This window comes from Chryseobacterium sp. RLHN22 (genome assembly GCF_051011795.1).
In the GTDB taxonomy this organism is placed as follows: Bacteria; Bacteroidota; Bacteroidia; order Flavobacteriales; family Weeksellaceae; genus Chryseobacterium; species Chryseobacterium zhengzhouense.
On record NZ_JBPCHW010000016.1, the window covers coordinates 1 to 20,225 of the forward strand.

Annotated in this window: 19 protein-coding genes; 8 read left to right on the forward strand and 11 right to left on the reverse strand. The window is 34.5% G+C overall.

The genetic code is table 11. The features are described from left to right. Positions 1-202: 202 nt before the first annotated feature. The 7 genes from rplI to ACR1PN_RS15005 form a co-directional block, all read right to left on the reverse strand. Positions 203-718: a 50S ribosomal protein L9 gene (rplI, locus tag ACR1PN_RS14975; RefSeq protein ID WP_433980699.1), complete on the reverse strand. Its 516-nt coding sequence runs from the start codon at positions 716-718 to the stop codon at positions 203-205. Positions 719-883: 165 nt separating this feature from the next. Then, positions 884-1,186: a 30S ribosomal protein S18 gene (gene rpsR, locus ACR1PN_RS14980; protein WP_027382072.1), complete on the reverse strand. Its 303-nt coding sequence runs from the start codon at positions 1,184-1,186 to the stop codon at positions 884-886. Between the two features lie 32 nt (positions 1,187-1,218). Further along, positions 1,219-1,560: a 30S ribosomal protein S6 gene (gene rpsF, locus ACR1PN_RS14985; protein ID WP_072956175.1), complete on the reverse strand. Its 342-nt coding sequence runs from the start codon at positions 1,558-1,560 to the stop codon at positions 1,219-1,221. A 136-nt stretch (positions 1,561-1,696) separates the two neighbouring features. Beyond that, a complete protein-coding gene (locus tag ACR1PN_RS14990; protein WP_433980700.1) occupies positions 1,697-3,007 on the reverse strand; it encodes a choice-of-anchor J domain-containing protein in 1,311 nt (436 codons plus the stop codon). Positions 3,008-3,098: 91 nt separating this feature from the next. After that, a complete protein-coding gene (locus ACR1PN_RS14995; protein ID WP_433980701.1) occupies positions 3,099-4,448 on the reverse strand; it encodes a chloride channel protein in 1,350 nt (449 codons plus the stop codon). 151 nt (positions 4,449-4,599) lie between these two features. Then, positions 4,600-5,913, reverse strand: a complete 1,314-nt coding sequence (locus tag ACR1PN_RS15000) for a dihydrolipoamide acetyltransferase family protein (protein WP_433980702.1) — start codon at positions 5,911-5,913, stop codon at positions 4,600-4,602. Positions 5,914-5,976: 63 nt separating this feature from the next. Then, positions 5,977-6,804 (reverse strand): SAM hydrolase/SAM-dependent halogenase family protein, encoded by an 828-nt coding sequence (locus tag ACR1PN_RS15005; protein ID WP_378178229.1) that lies wholly within the window; start codon positions 6,802-6,804, stop codon positions 5,977-5,979. A gap of 126 nt (positions 6,805-6,930) precedes the next feature. On the opposite strand from ACR1PN_RS15005, the gene ACR1PN_RS15010 reads away from it, so the two are divergent. From ACR1PN_RS15010 to ACR1PN_RS15040, 7 genes are all read left to right on the forward strand, one after another. Then, positions 6,931-7,887, forward strand: a complete 957-nt coding sequence (locus ACR1PN_RS15010; RefSeq protein ID WP_378178226.1) for a PhoH family protein — start codon at positions 6,931-6,933, stop codon at positions 7,885-7,887. Between the two features lie 98 nt (positions 7,888-7,985). Beyond that, positions 7,986-8,660, forward strand: coding sequence for a porin family protein (locus ACR1PN_RS15015; protein WP_433980703.1), 675 nt, complete (start codon positions 7,986-7,988; stop codon positions 8,658-8,660). Positions 8,661-8,789: 129 nt separating this feature from the next. Then, positions 8,790-9,299 carry a hypothetical protein gene (locus ACR1PN_RS15020; protein WP_378178220.1) on the forward strand — a complete coding sequence of 170 codons (510 nt, stop codon included), beginning with the start codon at positions 8,790-8,792 and terminating at the stop codon, positions 9,297-9,299. 213 nt (positions 9,300-9,512) lie between these two features. Then, positions 9,513-10,193, forward strand: a complete 681-nt coding sequence (locus tag ACR1PN_RS15025; RefSeq protein WP_433980704.1) for an outer membrane beta-barrel protein — start codon at positions 9,513-9,515, stop codon at positions 10,191-10,193. An 84-nt stretch (positions 10,194-10,277) separates the two neighbouring features. Beyond that, positions 10,278-10,913 (forward strand): outer membrane protein, encoded by a 636-nt coding sequence (locus tag ACR1PN_RS15030; protein WP_433980705.1) that lies wholly within the window; start codon positions 10,278-10,280, stop codon positions 10,911-10,913. A 114-nt stretch (positions 10,914-11,027) separates the two neighbouring features. Next, positions 11,028-12,098, forward strand: a complete 1,071-nt coding sequence (locus ACR1PN_RS15035) for a sensor histidine kinase (RefSeq protein ID WP_433980706.1) — start codon at positions 11,028-11,030, stop codon at positions 12,096-12,098. Then, positions 12,091-12,771 carry a response regulator gene (locus ACR1PN_RS15040; RefSeq protein ID WP_433980707.1) on the forward strand — a complete coding sequence of 227 codons (681 nt, stop codon included), beginning with the start codon at positions 12,091-12,093 and terminating at the stop codon, positions 12,769-12,771. The genes ACR1PN_RS15035 and ACR1PN_RS15040 overlap by 8 nt, the downstream gene beginning before the upstream one ends. Before the next feature lie 25 nt (positions 12,772-12,796). Here the strand turns inward: ACR1PN_RS15040 and ACR1PN_RS15045 are convergent, their stop codons facing one another. Then, positions 12,797-13,615: an HNH endonuclease gene (locus tag ACR1PN_RS15045; protein WP_433980708.1), complete on the reverse strand. Its 819-nt coding sequence runs from the start codon at positions 13,613-13,615 to the stop codon at positions 12,797-12,799. A 221-nt stretch (positions 13,616-13,836) separates the two neighbouring features. Here ACR1PN_RS15045 and ACR1PN_RS15050 point away from each other — a divergent pair, with 221 nt between their 5' ends. Continuing rightward, on the forward strand, positions 13,837-15,780 hold the full coding sequence (locus ACR1PN_RS15050; RefSeq protein ID WP_433980709.1) for a KUP/HAK/KT family potassium transporter: 1,944 nt from the start codon (positions 13,837-13,839) through the stop codon (positions 15,778-15,780). A gap of 162 nt (positions 15,781-15,942) precedes the next feature. Here ACR1PN_RS15050 and ffh read toward each other — a convergent pair whose 3' ends face one another. The 3 genes from ffh to ACR1PN_RS15065 all read right to left on the reverse strand — a co-directional run bounded on the left by ffh (position 15,943) and on the right by ACR1PN_RS15065 (position 20,120). Next, on the reverse strand, positions 15,943-17,304 hold the full coding sequence (gene ffh, locus ACR1PN_RS15055; protein WP_433980710.1) for a signal recognition particle protein: 1,362 nt from the start codon (positions 17,302-17,304) through the stop codon (positions 15,943-15,945). Positions 17,305-17,435: 131 nt separating this feature from the next. After that, a complete protein-coding gene (locus tag ACR1PN_RS15060) occupies positions 17,436-18,272 on the reverse strand; it encodes a hypothetical protein (protein WP_433980711.1) in 837 nt (278 codons plus the stop codon). Between the two features lie 21 nt (positions 18,273-18,293). Then, positions 18,294-20,120, reverse strand: a complete 1,827-nt coding sequence (locus tag ACR1PN_RS15065) for a hypothetical protein (RefSeq protein ID WP_433980712.1) — start codon at positions 20,118-20,120, stop codon at positions 18,294-18,296. Between the last annotated feature and the right edge of the window lie 105 nt (positions 20,121-20,225).

Below are 20,225 nucleotides of genomic sequence, written 5' to 3' on the forward strand. Positions count from 1 at the left end.
GTTTTTGGAGGGTTTGGCTCGGCGGCTTCGCCGCCGAGCCAAATCCTATAAAAATAGCGAGTGCGGAGAGCAGGAAATAGCTTCAAAAAAAAATAAATTCTAAGACATTTTTAAAGATTGCGTTTTTCTACAATGACATAAAAAAACCACTTCAAAAGAAGTGGTTCTGTATGTTGAGAAAAATCTCGTCTTGTTGTTAAGATTAAGCTTCTTCAGCAGGAGTTTCTTCAACTTTAGCTTTTGGAGCAGCTGGTTTTGGAGCTTCAACCGGAGCATCAGATACGATATCGAATTCGTAATTGTACTCAACGTTTCTGTGAAGTCTAACAAGAGCAGTGAATTTTCCTGTTCTTTTGATCGTGTTTCCAGGGATTTTGATGTATTTTTTATCTACAGATACACCCGCTTTTCCTAGAGCTTCAGCTAAATCAGCATTGTTGATAGAACCGAATAATTTGTCACCAGCACCAACTTTTGCAGGGATAGTGATAGAAGTTTTCTTCAATTGATCAACTACAGCAGTTGCAGCAGCGATTAATTTAGCTTCTTCTTCTTTTCTAGCTTCCAAAGTAGCTTCAAGAGCTGCGATGTTTTTAGGAGTAGCTAAAAGTGCAAATCCTTGAGGAATCAAGAAGTTTCTTGCATAACCAGGCTTTACGCTTACTGTGTCGAATTCAAGACCTAAATTTTCTACGTCTTTTTTAAGAATAATGTTCATTGTTGTTGTCCTTTTTTAGATGTTAGAAATTAGATGTTAGAAGTTAGAAATAAGACTTTGTCTGTTATCTGAAATCTATTATCTGAAATCTAAATCAAGTTAGAATTATTATGTATTCAGCAACAAAAAGCCAAAAGCTAAAAGCTAATGGCTAATTGCAATTTTTTATTTCAATAAGTCAGCTACGTAAGGCATCAAAGCTAAGTGTCTAGCTCTTTTGATAGCAGCAGAAACTTTTCTTTGGTATTTCAAAGAAGTTCCAGTGTATCTTCTTGGTAAAATTTTACCTTGCTCGTTTACGAACTGTAAAAGGAAGTCAGCATCTTTGTAATCAACGTGCTTAATTCCGAATTTTTTGAATCTACAATATTTCTTTTCAGATTTTGTATTGATATCAAGCGGAGTAAGGAATTTTACTTCAGATTCTCCTCCAGCTGAGGCTTGTTTAGCCATATCATCTATTGCCATGTCTTGTCTTTTTTAAAAAATTGGGTTAATAATTAAGCTTTAGCTGCTTTTACTTTAGTTCTTCTAGTGATAGCATACTCTACAGCGTGCTTATCTAGTTTTGTAGTAAGGTAACGGATTACTCTCTCGTCACGCTTGAATGCTAATTCTAAATCAGCAACTACAGAACCTTCACCTTTAAATTCGATTAAAGTGTAGAATCCGTTCTTTTTCAATTGGATTGGGTAAGCTAATTTTTTTAATCCCCAGTTTTCTTTAGCAACGATTTCGCAGTTCTTTTCTTTGATAAGATCTACATACTTGTTCACTGCTTCCTCCACCTGAGCCTCAGATAGAACGGGAGTTAAAATGAAAACAGTTTCGTAATTGTTCATAATGTTAAATGAATTTGTTAATTATTTCGAGGTGCAAAAGTAGGAATATTATTTCTATTATGCAATATAGCTTTCGTTATAATTAAAAAAAGACCCACAAAAAGCAGGTCTTCAGAAAACTTTAATAAAAAAGTTGTTATTTTTTTATAATTTTTGAAGATTGAACTCCATTTTCTGTTTGTACAGAGACAATGTATGTTCCTGATGTTAATCCTGAAACATTAATATTGTTTTTTTCAGTTTCTAAAACATTTTTACCACTTGCATCATAAATTTTAACAAGTTTTACTTTTGAATCTGAACTGATGTTTAAAATATCCGATACAGGGTTTGGATAAACTTTTAAAGAAGAGTTTTTCTTTATGGTTTCATTTACAGCAAGTTGTGAATTGACATTAACTGTATAATCTTCTGCCTGTCCATAAGTGTTGCCAACGCACGGATTTAGTAAATCGGTATCATCAAATACTTTTTTGATTCTCATTCTTGTATTTCCATCAAGAGCTGTTGCTGGAACTGTAATAGGATGTACTGCCTGTATTGCGTCCAATCCTGTTGATCCTGTAATTGTTTGTGTTACTTCATATACTTCTCCTGCGTCATTAAGTATTCCGTTCTGATTCCAATCTATAAAAACGGCAAATTTATTTGTATAATTAGCTCCGGCGGTATTCCCTTTTAATGTGATATTATAGGTTTCTCCTTGTGTTACATTTGCTACTTGACTTAAAAAGAATTCATGGGAATTTCCTACATATTCTTCATCATTAGTTGCATTATTTATTCCGGCAAAATTTACTAAAGTTATTGGCTCATCTCCATCTCCAAATAAGCTTTCAAAAGATAAAGGTCCACAATAAGGTGGTGCAACAAAAGTGTAATCAACTTTGATATTATCAACTAAAAGCATGAATTTATCATTGCTGTTGTTTACAAATGCAAATCTTACATTCTGGCCTATATAAGGGGTCAAACTGGCTGCTCTGCTTGTCCATGCTGCGTTCTCGCCGGTTGTACTGAATAATTCTACTGTAAAGTCAGCAATCGTGTTTCCTCCATTTGGAGAAAGCATAACTTTATAACCATCAGGATAAGTGCTGTCCTGAGCTTTTGCATCCCAATACAAAGTTGGTGAAGCTCCGGAAACTGGAATTGTAGGAGATATTAACCAGTCGTTGGATGTACCTGCAGGAGTATACCACGATGTACTCATGGCTGCATAGTTGCCTGCAGGACCGCCAAAATCACCTTCAGTGCCATCTCTATCGATCCTGTTCCATCCATTAGTAATGAAATTAACGTCTGCTGCAGGTGTTAATCCATCCGAGTCAATTATAGTCCAAGCTGAAATTCCCTGACCATTTCCATCAAAATTTTCCTGGAATATCTGGCTGAAACCAAATACAGGAAGTCCTAATAATAATACATTGAGTAATTGTTTTTTCATAAGAGTTATTTTGAATTCTCAGACAAGTTAATGAAAAATAATTAAAAATTCATTTTTAAGTGAATTTGATCAATGTGTTTTTAAGTAAATTTTAATTTTTTCTAATTTCTGTTAAGAAATTGATTTTCAATACGTCATATAAAGAATGCCTGCTTACCAAAATAGAAGTAATGGAGGAAACCATTCCTGCAAGCATCAAATGAAAAATCAGCGAATGTCTGTCAGTCATTTCCAGAACAATGATTGCAGAAGTAAAAGGAGCACGGGTAATGCCTGTAAGAAAAGCAATCATTCCGCCAAGAATAACAACGTTGGTTTCGTTCGGAGTTAAATCAATAATTCCCGAGATTACAGAACCGATACTTGCTCCTGCTGTCAAAGCCGGTGCAAAAATTCCTCCCGCACCACCAGAAGTGAAAGACAGGGCAGGACCAAACATTCTTAGTATAGGAATATACCAGTCTTCATGTTTATCCTGAGTATAAAGTACACGCTCCATAATTTCTTTTCCTGAACCTAAAACTTCTCTGCTGATAAAGAATGAAACACAAGCAATTAAAAGTGCAGAACCAATTAAAAATAGAACATTTGCACGGTCGGTTTTTAATTTTCTTTTTTTCCAGTCATTCATTTTAAGCATTGTTACTGAGAGCTGACTTGCCAGAATTCCGGCAATTCCTGCAACAAGCACAATAGGAAACATGACCATCAATGAAACATCATTTGTCTTCGGATAACCTAAATATAAATATGAACCTGCTAAAGTTTGTGCCGTTAAGCCAGCAATAATAACCGCCGTAAAAAGAGCCGTTTTAAAATAATTGATGTGTGTTTTAGATAATTCTTCAACAGCAAATACGATTCCGCCTAGAGGAGTATTGAAAGCAGCTGCAAGTCCTGCTGCCGCTCCAGTCATAATCATGTTTTTTTTAGAAATTTTTGGCCACCAATCGGGAAGATATTCGTTTACTTTTCTGAAAATAGAGCCTGCAATCTGAATGGTTGGTCCTTCGCGTCCGACCGCTCCGCCTCCGATAACCAAAACTACAGATGAAATTATTTTAAATACGATAATTTTTAAACTTAAAAGACTTCTGATCTTTTTGTGCTCTTTAGGATTTGCCAACTCTACAGCTGCCATCACCTGTGGAATTCCACTTCCTTTAGCATTGGGTGCGAATTCTTTTACCAACCACCAAGACAGAACGAAGCCGATCGGTGCAATTACGAAAATCATCCAGTCGTGCCAGTCTAAAATGAAGTGTAACAGGCTTTCTCCCCAAGAAAATATTTTGGCATACATCACGGCAAAAAAACCGGTAATTACAGAGCCTATCCAAAACGGGATTGCCTGAAGCAAATTGTGCTTCAACTGTTCGTTTCGGATATTGTCAAAGGACTTTTTAAGCCCTTTTCGGATGTAAACCAAAATTCTGCGCATACCTCAAATCTAAATTAAATTTTGAGAATATAAAAGCTTTTAGTATAATTCAACAATGAAATTTAATTGTAAAAATTTATACAAAAAACCTCCGAAAAATCGAAGGTTTTATATATTGATAGGCAATTGCTCATTACCAATTATTTATTACTTATATCTCAGTGTTCAAATCCCAGTTCTGAAGATAATCGTGAACGTGCTTCAACATCATTCCACCTAAAGAGCCGTCTACAACTCTGTGATCGTAAGAGTGAGACATAAACATTAATTGACGAATTGCAATTACATCACCGTCTTTGGTTTCAAGAACTGCAGGTTTTTTAACAATTGCTCCGATTGCTAAAATTGCAACCTGAGGTTGAGGAATGATCGGAGTTCCCATAAGGTTTCCGAAGCTTCCTACATTAGAAATTGTATAAGTTGCACCTTGAGTATCTTCAGGTCTTAATTTTTTGTTTCTTGCTCTGTAAGCCAGATCATTAATCGCTTTTGCTAATCCTGACAATGATAACTGATCTGCGTTTTTGATAACAGGAACAATAAGATTTCCATCTGGTAAAGCAGTTGCCATACCGATGTTGATGTTTTTCTTTTTAACGATGTTTTCACCATTTACAGAAACGTTAATCATAGGGAAATCCTGAATCGCTTTAACAACAGCTCTTACAAAAATCGGCATGAAAGTCAATTTTTCGCCTTCACGTTTTTCGAAAATATCTTTATTTTTTGCTCTCCATTTCACAACGTTGGTCACATCAGTTTCGATGAAAGAAGTTACGTGAGGAGCAATTTGCTTAGCTTTCACCATGTTTTCAGCAATGATCTTTCTCATTCTGTCCATTGGAATGATCTCATCACCTGCAGAAGTCGAAATAGTTGTTGTCGGAGTTGAACTTGCTGTAGCTTTTGGAGCAGGAGCAGTCTGTTGCGCAGGAGCGGCTTGCGGAGCTGGCTGATTTCCTCTGTTGGAAACGTATGCTAAAATATCTTCTTTTGTAATTCTTCCTTCTAAACCGCTTCCTTTGATAGATTTCAATTCAGTTTCAGAAATATTTTCTTGTTGTGCAATTGATTTTACAAGTGGAGAAAGGTATAAATCTCCTGAAAATTCTGTTGAAGCGGCAACCTGTAACGGTTGTTCAATCGTTTTTAAAGTTTCAGCATCTGGAGTAGATACGTGAGCTTCATTTTTCACTTCTTCGGAAGCTGTATTTTCGCCTTCTCCTTCAATTTCTAAAATAGCGATGGCTTCGCCTACTTTTGCAACTTCGTCTTTCTGCTTGAGAATTTTTACGATTTTCCCCGAAACTGGTGTCGGAACGTCTGAATCTACCTTATCTGTTGCAATTTCTACTACCGAATCATCTTCCTTTACCTGGTCGCCTTCATTGAATAACCAAGTGATAACTGTAGCTTCCATCACGCCTTCACCCATCGAAGGAAGCAATAATTTGTATTCTGCCATTTTTAAATTTTAGATTTTGACAAATATATAAAAAAAATCGGTTTTTTTATGAAATAGATAATTTTAGAAAAATTCGATGTAAATATTTTCTCCAACGTTCAGTCCGAAAAGGGTTTTGGCTCCGTTTTTTTTACTGCCTTTGTAAATCGTTAATTCCAGTTGGTCTCCGTCGTTAAAAATTGCTGCAGATTGCCCATGGTATTCAGTTTCTCTTTCCCAATCAACTACAACTTCAGTATGGCTGGAATAGATTTTTGAAAGGCTTAAATTTCTGAATTTGATGGTGAAATTTTCAAAACTTTTGGCTAAACTTTCAAAAAGATCTTTATTGATATTTGAAATTATATTTCCGAAATTATCAATATACATTACTTCTCCGATAATCATCTTTTCAGACTCATTATAAACCGGTTTAGGAAATAATAGCTGCTTTACAGAATCTATTTTCCTACCGATTACTTCAGGAAGTCCGCCATTTGCGAGATGAACAGCTGCGGGAACGAAAACATCGGTTGAAGTAAAGTTCACAATATCATCAAACCTGTTGTTTAAAGTGATTTCATAAATGGCTTCAGGTTTAATATCAAAAAAGATTAAACTTAATAATCCGTTGTCTGCTGCCAAAAAATAGTGTCCGTCTGCTTTGTAAAGAATATTTTTTCTTGATTTGTGAAAAAAACTGTCTACAGAAAGAATGTGGATGGTTCCTTTCGGGAAATATTGGTAAGCATTTCTTACTATATAAGACGTCTGGATAAGGTTATATGCCTGGATATCATGGGTAATATCAATACTTTTTACTTCAGGATTTAAAGACAGAATTTTTCCTTTCATAGCCGAAACTCTGTAATCTAAATTTCCGAAATCTGACGTAAGGGTAATAATTGACATGAATAAAAGGGATAGAATTGCAAATTTATCTAAAATAAAAAGAAACAAGCGGCTATTGTGGATAAGAATTTGATTTAAAATTGAAAAAAAACTTCTAAATTTAAAATCTAAAATAAAAATATTTGCATGTTTGAATTAACGTATGAATTAGAAGGTATTGATTCGAAAAACTTCTACGGTGTTAATAACCAATATTTCAATTTAATAAAATCAAGCTTTCCGACACTTAAAATCACGGGTCGTGACCATTTTATCTTTGCAATGGGAAATCAGGAGGCTTTAGATATATTTAAACTAAAACTGGATGATATTGTTGCTTTTATTTCTAAAAATAATTCTATCGGGCTGAAAGATGTAGAAAACCTCCTTAATATAAAAGATGAAAACGAAAAACAGCTTGTTTTCGATCAGGACATCATTGTAAAAGGGGTTAACGGAAAAATAATCAAAGCTAAAACCACAAATCTTAAAAAACTGGTAAAAGAAACTGAAAAAAAAGATATGGTTTTCGCCATCGGACCAGCTGGGACCGGAAAAACCTATACCAGTGTTGCTTTGGCTGCAAGAGCTTTGAGAGACAAGGAAGTTAAGAGAATCATTTTAACGAGACCTGCCGTAGAAGCAGGAGAAAGTCTTGGTTTTTTACCGGGCGATCTGAAAGAAAAATTGGATCCGTATTTACAGCCTTTGTACGACGCTCTTCGCGACATGATTCCGCATGAGAAACTCGAAGGCTTCATGGAAAAGAAGGTAATTGAAGTTGCTCCGCTGGCTTTTATGAGAGGGAGAACGCTGGATGATGCCTTTGTGATACTGGATGAAGCACAGAATACAACCCATGCCCAGATGAAAATGTTTTTAACGAGAATGGGGATGAATGCTAAATTTATCATTACAGGAGATCCTACTCAAATCGATTTACCGCCAAAACAACATTCTGGTCTGAAAGAGGCAATGAGAATTTTAAAAGATGTAAAAGAAATCGGCTTTGTTTACCTTACAGAAGAAGATGTGGTAAGACATCCTGTAGTGAAGAAAATCATCTTGGCCTATAATGAAGAAGAGAAACGTAACAGGGAATAATTTTGTAAAAAGTTTAATAAATTTTAAAAATATTTTGCAGTTCTATAAAAAGTGATATATTTGAACTCTTAAAATTTTGTTAAAAAATTAATTAAACTATGAAAAAATTATTACTTATTGCTTCTGTTGCCATGATGGGGACTTTTGCAAATGCGCAGGAATTTAAATTTGGTCCAAAAGCGGGATATTCATTATCGATGCTTAAGGCAGATGGCGACGGGGAATCATACAAATTTGATTCAAAATCTACTTTTTATGCAGGAGCTTTTGTCGAATATAAATTCAACGATAAGTTTGGTGTTCAGGGAGAAGTTTTGTATTCGCCAATCGGAGGTAAGCAGGAAGAATCATTCTCATATGCAGATATGGGTGCTCAGGTTACTGGATCAGAAAAAACTGACTTTAAATTAGGAAGTGTTCAGATTCCAGTAAGTGCAAAATATTTTGCTACTGAGAACTTAGCTTTTGCTTTAGGACTTAATGTTGGAATTATTACTTCAGCAAAGGTAGATTATACTTCTAATGCGACAGTGTCATTTATGGGTGAAACTCAGACTGAATCAGAAAGCGGTTCTGAAGATGTGAAAAATGAGATGAATAAGCTAAATTTAGCTCCATTTGTAGGTGCAGAATATACTTTAGAAAACGGTTTGTTCTTTGATGCAAGATATAATTTAGGGGTTTCAAACCTTATTAAAAATCCTGAAGGTAACGAAACTTTGAAAAACAGCTTCTTCCAGGTTGGTGTAGGTTTCAAATTCGGAGGGAACTAAACTTTATCTTTCAGATATTTATAAAGCAAGGCATTTTGTCTTGCTTTTTTATTTGGAAAATATATGCGCGGCATTGTGTTTGCTGTAAGAGAAAAATCATTGAGTTAATAACATATTTAAATTATTAAAATGAAAAAATTACTATTATTAGGTGCATTTGCATTATTTGGTGCTGCACAAGCGCAGTCAGGATTTAAATTAGGTGGTCATATCGGCGCACCTGTAGGTGATGCATCAAAAGTAGCAGCCTTTACTTTGGGTGTTGATGCAGCCTATATGTGGACGGTAATGAAAGGCCTGGATGTAGGTGTTACTTCCGGATATTCACATTTTTTTGGTAAAGACAGATGGGAAGATTTCGGATTTATTCCATTGGCGGCTTCAGGAAAGTACAAATTTAATGGTATTCCGTTATTTGTTGGTCTTGATTTAGGAGGAGCTATTTCTACTAAGGATGGTATTGATAGTGGATTGTATGTTTATCCTAAAGTAGGATTTCAGTTACCTAAAGCGGAGCTATACTTAGGATATCAGAACATTGGAAGTGAAAGAGGCGACTGGGATAGAGACAGAGACCGAAGAATCGATTCGAACTTTGGCGCTATCAATCTTGGCGTAAATTTCTTTTTAGGAAAGTAAAAATATCTATAACATAGACCATATTAAACTCCAGTTGAAAAATTGGAGTTTTTTTGGGGCTATTGTTGAAAAAAAGGCAATTAAATCTCTGTAATGCGATTTTAATTAATAAAAAGCCTTTATTTAACAGTGATATTAATCATGTTAACAAATTTTAATATTAGAAAAGACCCTTATAAATTTGCAGTCAAGAAAGTATAAAATTATTAAAAAATGAAAAAATTATTAGTAGCTGGTGCTGTTGCACTTTTCGGTTTATCTAATGCGCAAATTGCTAAAGGAACTGTTTATTTATCAGGTCAAGCTCAGTTTTCACAGCAAAATGACAATAATGATGATAGCAAAAATACAAATGTAACTATTGTTCCTACAGTAGGATATTTTGTTGCGCCAAATTTAGCAGTTGGTTTAGGTGTTGGTTTTCAGCATACTAACAAATCATTTGAAAATACAACTAGTCCTGTTCCAAATGTATTTGTTACAAGCGAAGGAAAAAACATTGACAATGCTGTTATTGTTGAGCCATTTGTAAGAAAATACTGGACTTTAGGAGATAAATTGTATTTCTTCGGTCAGTTATCTGTTCCTATGGCATTTGGTAGCGGTAAAGAAGAAGGGAGCGTAACTACTGTAAATAACAACGTTACTCCTGCAACTACAACTACTACAACAATCAGTGAAGATAAAGCTAAATTTACCTCAGTAGGTGTTTCTATTAAGCCAGGTTTAGATTATTTCTTAAACAAAAACTGGACAATCGAAGCGACAATCGGAGAATTCGGTTATAATACAAAAAAATACGATTTTGATGGTGCTAAAAGTGTTGAGAACTTCAACTTTGGAGCAAACCTATCTACTGTTACTATCGGTGTAAAATATGTTTTCGCTAAATAATTTAGCAAACATAAAATAAATCTAAATCCTGAGAATTTTCTCAGGATTTTTTTTGTATTTTCGCGGCTCAAATATCAATACACTATGAAAAAATCATTACTAGTAGGTGCAATAGCACTTTTCGGTCTGTCAAATGCTCAAATGACTAAAGGAGACTGGGTAATCAGCGGAAATACCGGAATGGGTTTCAACAGCGTGAACACTACTTACAAAGCTGAAGGAGAATCTGCAGATGGCCCTAAAGTAAGTACGTTTTCATTCAATCCTTCTGTAGGCTATTTTGTGATCGACAAATTGGCTGTTGGGATCGATCTTGATTTTAAAACGGCTACTACAAAATTTGAAGGTGCAAAATCTTCAACTACAAGCTTTGCTGTAATGCCAACTGCTACATATTACTTTGCAAACGGTTCTAAGTTTGTTCCGTTCTTGGGAGCAGGAATCGGTTATGCATCGGCTAAAAACAAAGGCAATGTAGATGTTATGGGAGTATCAGAATCTATGGAAACTACCACAGATGGTTTGGCTTGGAAAGTGAAAGGAGGGGTTACTTATATGGCGACTCAGTCTTTAGGTATTAACTTGGGACTTTCTTACGATCAGTTTTCAAACAAAGAAACTTATTTCGGAACAGAACTTAAAACAAACGTGAAAACTTTCGGAGCAAACATCGGTTTCTCTTATTTCATCAAGTCTAAAGCTCAGAAATCAGATAAATAATCTCTACATTAAATTGAATACAATCCTGAGAATTTTCTCGGGATTTTTTGTTTTAAATATTTATAAAATCTTTATGCCTAAATACCTAATTTTGATTTTCTTTTTAATTTAGATTTGAAAACTACTGCAACTGTACAATACCGTCAATATGCATTAAGTACACTTTCCGTACTCACGGTTTCTGTGCTTTGTTTTCTGATAAGAGACGAAATAAATTACAGAATTGTGGCATTAATTCTTTTGCTTACCGTATCTGTCGTTGCGATGCTGTTTGATATTTTGCCCGTACTTTTAGCAGCTTTTTTAAGTGCTGTGATCTGGAATTATTTCTTTATTCCACCTCAATTTACTTTAGATATAAGCAGTACAGAAGATCTTCTGATGTTTCTCTCGTATTTTTTTGTAGCATTGCTGAACGCTGTTTTAACTTTTAAAATAAGACAGGCCGAAAGAAAAGCAAGAGACAAAGAAGAAAAAGAGCAAACGATAAAATTGTATAATACACTTTTGAATTCCTTATCTCATGAGTTAAGAACTCCGATTGCAACGATTTTAGGGACTGTTGATACCCTGAAAGATTCTAATGATAGATTAGATTCTACACAACGACTGGATCTATTAAATGACATCGATATCGCCACCGTTCGTTTGAACAGGCAGGTTGAAAATATTTTGAATATGAGCCGGATTGAAAGTGGGATTTTAAAGCCAAAATCCGATTGGTGTGACATGAATGAACTGGTGAATTCTGTGATTCAGAAGATTGATATTTGTGACGGGCATCATTTGAATTACACAGTTAATGAAAATCTGCCGCTTTTTAAACTGGATATTGGTTTTACCGAACAGATCTTGCTGAATCTTTTACATAATGCAGTTCAATACACACCGCCAAACTCTGTTATTAAAATTAAAATCTCCCACGAATCTGAAAACTGCAAAATCATCATTTCAGACAATGGAAATGGAATTCCCGAAAGCGAACATCAACTAATTTTTGATAAATTCCGAAGATTACCCGATAGCAAAACCGGAGGAAGTGGATTGGGACTATCCATCGTAAAAGGTTTTACAGAAGCGCAAAACGGAACGATTACATTGCAGAATAATATTCCCAATGGAACAATTTTTACAGTTGAAATTCCTGCAGAAACTTCTTATATAAATCATCTTAAAAATGAATAAGCACGAAATTTTGGTCGTCGATGACGAAGCACAGATCCGAAAACTGCTTCAGATTACTTTAGAAAGCAACGACTATAAAGTCCGTTTGGCAAGTACAGGAAAGGAAGCACAGATTTCGGCAGCGCATCATCCTCCTGAACTGATTATTCTTGATCTCGGATTACCCGATAAAAGCGGACATATCGTGCTGAAAGAACTTCGGGAATGGTACAATAAATCGATTATTATTCTTTCGGTGATTGATAATGAGGAAGACATTGTTTCGGCTTTGGATAACGGTGCTACAGACTATTTAACGAAACCTTTCCGTACTGCTGAACTTCTGGCGAGAATTCGTGCCGCTATCCGAAGAAACACCACTGAAAACGACGAATCCAACATCAAAATCGGTGAGCTGGAAATCGATATTATTTCCCGCACCGCAAAGAAAAACAATGAAGTCCTGAAACTGACCTCCACAGAGTTTAATCTGCTCTCACTTTTTGCCCGAAATGAAGGCAGAGTTTTAACGCATCAGTTTATTTTGAAAGAAATCTGGGGTGTTGGTTTTCAAACTGAAACTCAATATTTACGAGTCTTTGTGGGAACTTTACGCAAGAAAATTGAAGACAATCCCAATCAGCCAAAGTATATTATTACGGAAAGTGGAGTGGGATATCGGTTTGGGAAGTGAGGTTTATTAATATTTAAAATTTTTATCAATTATTTTTCAAAAACTCTGGTGTTAAGTCGTATCCGAAATTACTTCCCTCTCTGTAGAGCGGACTAATGTCATTGTGTAATTTTAACCACTCCAAATATCCATCTATTGATGAACCTGCCATGTTAATTACAAATTCAATTCCTTTGTAAACAAATACAAAGTATAGCTCTTGTCGATTAGTCGGTAAAAAGTCACATTCAAAAATCATATCAACTGATTTTCCATCTTTCAAATAAAATTTTTCATTTTCACTATAAATTTTTCTTGAAGAATAAACCCAGTTTTCATTTTTTGGATTACTTCGAACATAGTTTCTTATTTTATCAAATTGCGGTTCGTTAACAAAATCAATCAAATCTTTATTCGTTTTGATTACTCTTAAAGCAAGCATTTCAAAAGCCATTTTTGCTAATAACCTTGATACACTGATGTTATCTTTAGGATAGTCATATTTATAAGGGACTGTAAGACTTGTAATTTCGCCTTTTTCTACCAAATTAAAACTTTCGGAATCAAGAGTTACCTGAATGCCCTTATTTAAATCAACTTCTGCTAAATATTTAGTTTTTGGTAAAATAGCTTTCCCCTTAGGAATTCGATTTTTTTTTGAAGGAATAAAATTCCTAAATCTAATATTAGTGAAAAAGTCAAGTTCTGAAACTTCCTTTTCTATTTTTGTAGAAAAATATTTATTACAACTATCACACACCATTCCTTTTTTTAATATATGTTTTTTATTTCCAAATGATTCGGGAATAATATGCTCAACACTTTTAGAATTGGTTGAATCTTTTTTACAAAATATACAGTTCATTTATAGTTATTTTATAATCGTATGATGATTAATGGTAACAATATTAAGTAATATTTTTTACTTCAATATTAATCTTCTAAAATTAATAAACAATCTTTTAAAAAATTCAATATCAAAGAAATTCCTCATCTTTATAAAATCTTTACACAACCCCACCAAAAATTTACATTTTACCAACAGATTTCAGAGCAATTTTGTACCTGAAATTAAATGTGAAATTTGTGAAAACAGACATCAAACAAAAAGTTACGCTTGCTTCATTGGTGGTAGCTTTGGGAATTATTTATGGCGACATCGGGACAAGTCCGCTGTACACTTTTAAAGCCATTATTGGCGAAAGGAATATCAGTGAAATATTGGTTTTGGGCGGTGTTTCCTGCATCTTCTGGACATTGGTCTTACAAACAACCGTTAAATACGTCTGGCTTACGCTGAAAGCCGATAACCAAGGCGAAGGCGGAATTTTCTCACTCTATTCTTTAGTCAGAAGATATGGCAGAAAAATTGTGATTCCCACAATGATTGGTGCGGCTGCATTGTTAGCCGACGGAATTATCACACCCGCTGTTTCTGTAACTTCAGCGATTGAAGGATTAGGAATTATCAAAGGAGTAGAGCACGTTCCCGTCGTTCCGATTGTGATTGCGGTCATTTCGCTGATTTTCTTTTTACAGCGTTTCGGAACTCAGAACGTCGGGCGGGCTTTTGGTCCGATTATGATGGTTTGGTTTACGGTTTTGCTGATTTTGGGGTTAAGTCAGATTGTACATTATCCATCTGTCATTAAAGCTTTAAATCCGTATTATGCTTACGAACTTTTGTCACAATATCCAAAAGGTTTCTGGCTTTTGGGAGCGGTATTTTTGTGTACAACAGGAGCAGAAGCTTTGTATTCGGATTTGGGACACTGCGGGCGAGAAAACATCAGAATTACTTGGGGATTTGTAAAAGTTTGCCTGATTGTGAATTATCTCGGACAGGCTTCCTGGCTGCTTCATCAGGGAAATCCTTTATTGGAAGGAAGAAATCCGTTTTTTGAAATGATGCCTTCGTGGTTTCTGATTCCGGGAGTGATTATTTCTACTTTGGCAGCAATTGTGGCTTCTCAGGCTTTAATCAGTGGTTCATTTACTTTGATTAATGAAGCAATCAGTCTAAATTTCTGGCAGAGAGTAGCGATAAAACAACCTACAGAAACAAAAGGCCAAATCTATATTCCAAGTGTAAATAATATTTTGTGGGCAGGATGTCTCCTTGTGGTTTTATATTTTCAGACGTCTTCAAAAATGGAAGCCGCGTACGGTTTAGCCATTACTTTGGCGATGATGATGACAACATTTTTACTTTCATTCTTTCTGGTATATAAATTAAAATGGAATAAAGTTTTTGTCTTTTTATTGCTTTCTGTTTTCATCATTATTGAAATTTCATTTTTCATTGCGAATCTTGTGAAATTTCAGGAAGGCGGTTACATCACCGTTTTCGTTGGCGGAATTTTCTTTATGGTCATGTACATCAGTTATTTTGGACGAAAAATCAACAATCGATATACCAAATTTACAGATCTCGGAAAGTTTGCGAATCAGATCATAGAATTGAGCCATGATGAAACGATTCCGAAATACACAACGCATCTTATTTATCTGACGAAAGCCGATAGGAGAGATCAGATTGAAGAAAAAATTATCAATTCCATTTTCGACAAAAAACCTAAAAGAGCCGATGTGTATTGGTTTTTCCATATCAACCGAACCAATCATCCTTATACTTTAGATTATGAAGTTTCTGAATTGGTGGATGATAAAGTGATCAAAATTGTGCTGAATATCGGTTTCAGAATTCAGCCAAGGACCGAACTGTATTTCGAGAAAATTATTGATGATCTGATTGCCAATAAAGAACTTAATTTACATTTAAGAAACAATGGTTCTACAAAATATAATCCGACCATCGATTTTAAATTTATCCTGATTGAGAAATTTCTTTCTGTGGAAAATGAATTTGCTTTGAAAGAAGGTATTATTCTTAATTCCTATTTCCTTCTAAAGAATTACGCTCAGAAAGATGAAGATGCTTTCGGATTAGACCGTAATGATGTTTTGGTGGAATATGTTCCGGTGGTTTATCAGCCGATTAAGGTTTCAAATTTAGAAAGGAAAGTTTAATAATCATTTAAAAAGAGTCCCGAAGGGACGATTTTCTAAAGGATAGGATGCAATCCTATCAACTTTACATATAATAATTTCAAACAAAAAACTCTCAGAGAAAATCTGAGAGTTTTATTTATTTAAAGCCAACAGCAAAAAGCCATTAGCAAATTGCAAAAATTATTTTCCAAACATTCCACCCATTCCAGGTATATTTGGCATTTTGCTCATCATCTGCATCATTTGTTTTCCTTGTGGTCCTTGCATCATCTTCATCATTTTTCCCATTTGGTCAAACTGCTTCATCAATGCATTTACGTCTTCAATTTTTCTACCTGCTCCTTTTGCAATTCTGTTTTTTCTCTGTGTATTGATAATTGAAGGTCTTCTTCTCTCATCCGGAGTCATAGAATGGATAATCGCTTCGATATGTTTGAATGCATCATCGCTAATTTCAACGTCTTTAATAGCTTTTCCAACTCCCGGGATCATTCCCATCAAGTCTTTCATGTTACCCATTTTTTTGATTTGGTTGATCTGCTTCAAGAAATCATCAAAACCAAACTCGTTTTTAGCGATTTTTTTGTGAAGTTTTTTTGCTTCTTCTTCGTCAAACTGCTCCTGAGCTCTTTCTACCAAGGAAACAACGTCTCCCATCCCCAGGATTCTGTCTGCCATCCTTTCCGGGTAGAAAAGATCTAAAGCTTCCATTTTTTCACCTGTAGAGATGAACTTGATTGGTTTTTCAACAACCGAACGGATCGTTAAAGCTGCTCCACCACGGGTATCACCGTCTAATTTCGTTAAAACAACTCCGTCAAAATTTAAAGTATCGTTGAAGGCTTTTGCTGTATTCACAGCATCCTGACCTGTCATTGAATCTACTACGAAAAGTGTTTCGTTTGGTTTGATAGTAGAATGAACAGTTTTGATTTCTTTCATCATCTGCTCATCAATTGCCAAACGACCTGCTGTATCGACGATGACGATGTCATGACCGTTAGATTTAGCAAAATTAATAGCGTTTTGAGAGATTACGGAAGGATCCATGTTACCTTCTTCAGTATAAACAGGAACTCCTGTTTGTCCACCCAAAACTTTCAGCTGATCGATTGCAGCAGGACGGTAAACGTCACAGGCAACCAATAAAGGCTTTTTATTTCTTTTAGTTTTTAAATAATTAGCCAATTTTCCTGAGAAAGTTGTTTTACCCGAACCCTGAAGACCGGCAATCAAAATAACAGACGGTTTTCCTGAAAGATTAATTCCTTCCTGAGAACCACCCATTAAATCGACCAATTCATCATGAACGATTTTCGTCATCAGCTGTCCCGGAGTAAGCGAAGTAAGAACGTTTTGTCCCAAAGCTTTATCCTGAACTCTTTTGGTAAGATCTTTAGCAACTTTATAGTTAACATCGGCATCTACCAATGCTCTACGAATTTCTTTTACGGTTTCCGCAACGTTAATTTCGGTGATTTTTCCACGTCCGGAAATATTATGAAGGGCTTTGTCTAATTTATCCTGTAAACTATTAAACATATTAATTGTAAATTATAGTGTGCAAAAATAGTGAATTTCATTCAGCTATAAAAGCAGTATTGAATGTTTTTGGTTTGCAATGTTTTAGAGTATATTTTTTAATATCATTTCTTTCTCAAGTATTTCTTGTATTAAAAATTTGTTACCAAAAGATTTTTAGCTGCTTTTTCACTGCATTTTTGATATTTTGAATAGGCTTTTGAGGCTCTGGTTCTGATTTGTTCATTTGATTCATTTAATAAATAACCCGAAATTGCATCATGTAAAGTGTAAGCTTCCGGACTCATCAATCCGGTTGTCCAAACCAAAGGGTTAACGTTGGATTTTTCTAAATGGGGTGCGAAATATTTTTTGCTGTAACAAGCCAGAATAATAATATCGCGTTTTTGTTTATCTGTGTTTTCAAAAGTTTCGTTTAGTTGAAAATCCATTAAACCGTCGTGTCCTACGTAAGCCAATAGTTTTGAATTTCCGCCAATTCCGATTGTTGTTTTACCAATTTTCAGAGTGTCTTTGTTTTTTCCGCTGCTGCTGTTCAGAAAATCAATGGTAGATTCTTTGATGAATTTTCCGTCATAAGCATCGGCAATCAGGTAATAATTTTTTGTAGTATGTCTAAAAATAATGCGTTCAAGTTTTACAGATTTTAATTTTCTGCTTTCTACAAATTTCCATTCTTTGCTTTTTTTGAAATAAGAACGTACTCCAAAAGCACAACTCCAATACAAATTATTATCCGGATCTTGTCCGTTTCCAATTTTTTCGGGAACAGGTACAATTCCTTGATATTTGTTATCACACAAAGCCACAAAAATGTGAATGGTTTTAGCATCAGAATCGTAGGGAATCGCTTTTTCTTCTTCAGTTTTATTACTTGAAGTTATGGTTTTCTTAATTTGTTTATCGTTACTGCAGGCAAGAAATAGAAAACAGAAAACAAAAGTGGAGTATTGCAGAAGTTTTATCATTGTGTAGAAGTTTAGTCTGTTTTAATAATAAATCTCATCTTTAATGTTCGGGAATTTAAAAGTAGAATCACCGGGAGTTACAGAGTCCATTTTTGGAGTTGAAATTTTTTTATTCGATTTTTGTGATTGAATGATTTTCTTTTCTCCGTTTTCGCAATTTTCAACAGTTTTTTTGTAAGTAGCATCACCCGTACTGATGTTGTAGTCGAATTTTACCCAATAATCACATGGTGCACCAAAGCTGGCCGATGCACCGATAAGATACCAATCGCTGTTCTGAAAACGATAACGATGCGTGTATTCCCATTTATCTCTGCTTCCTCCAAAATGATTGATAACGATGCATTTCTTTGAAATAGAAATACCGTGGAAAGGATTTCCCATCATTCCGCCGCTTTGAGAAGAAAGTAATGGTGCAGAAGTTTGATGAGTGATTTTCCACTTCCCGTTTTCTTTTTTATAAATAGCGAGTACTTGTTCGGCATCTTCACGGTTGATGTTCGGCATTTCGTAAACTGCAGCAGCTTCTTCGGTGTCGTCCTCATCAAGATTTCCGTAAGCGATTTGTTTCAATTCCCAATATTCAGGAGTGAAATCTTTAATGTTTTCAGATTCTTTTAACGTAATTTCTGCTAAATAAGATTCGCTTTCAATTGCTCTCTTTTTATCTTTTAAATAACTGTCATTCTTTTTGGCAATCTTTGGAATATTTGTTCTTATCTGATTAATAATTTCGGGAACTCGAGGAAGTTCATTGTTGGGTTGTTGCTTGTCTTCCGTGTAATATTCTATGTCCCGAATTTCGACTGAAGTAAGTTTTTTCTTTCCAATAATGCCATGATCTGCTGCACTATAAAATCTTTTTTTAACGATCCAGTTTCCTTCTTTGTCATATTGATATTCAGATTCTTCGATACTGCCTATTGAACCTTCATAATAAGTAGTTTGTTCAAAAAGCAGATTACCGTATTGGTCGTATTTTCTCTTCGTTTTTGATGATATTTCTGTTCCTTTGAGATGATATTGAGATTCTACACTTTCGGTGTAATCATCATTGTAGCTGAATTCATTTTTATTTTCCAAACCTTCCTGATTATACCATGTTTCTGAGATTTGATGACCATTTTTATCGTATTTAAAATAAACTTTTCTGCCTTCGATAACATAGTTTTCAATCTCATCGACTTGGTAACTACCATTTTTTAGAGATAATTTTCGAATTTTAGACTGATAAAGCGGCATTATTTTAATTAAAATTTTTTGATTAAAAATATACACATTATCAGGACTCGAAACACTGTCTGAATCAATGGTAGTGATTGTAATTTTTCTTTGGTTTGAGGAATCTTTAGTCTTATAAGTTGTATAATTATTGAAAGATGTTTTATTTTCACTTTTTTCTAAACCGATTTTTTCAGAAATAATTTGGTTTTCATCATAAAAGAACCACTTTGAATATTTTGATCTGCCATATTCTCTGTCATACTCATCTTCTTTTAAAACTAAATTTCCGGAAGATTCGTTGTAGTAATATTTTGATACTGAAAATTCACTTCCTGAAATTTCTTTCCGAAAAATTCTTTTTCTGTCTTTTCGATAAATGGTAAAATCTTTTAAATACACAGTTTTGCCTTCAAATGTTTTATCATTTTTTGATTTTTTCTGATTTTTATCTGAAGTGTAACTCTTTACAGAAAATACGTTTCCTTTTAATAAATTTTGATCAGCAGAAGATTCTGTAAATTCTCCGATGTCGAGATTCTCATTAATCTGTTTACTGGAAATGTTTTGTTGAGAGCGCAACGTAGTGCTTACTAGAAATAAAAGTATTTGTAAGAATATTTTCATCACGTCATTATGTTTTTTTATTCAAATATAATTCAAATTTAAGTGTATTAAAATGTTTTTTAGTTAAAAGAATAGACTCAAATCATTAAAATAACAATTCTGTTT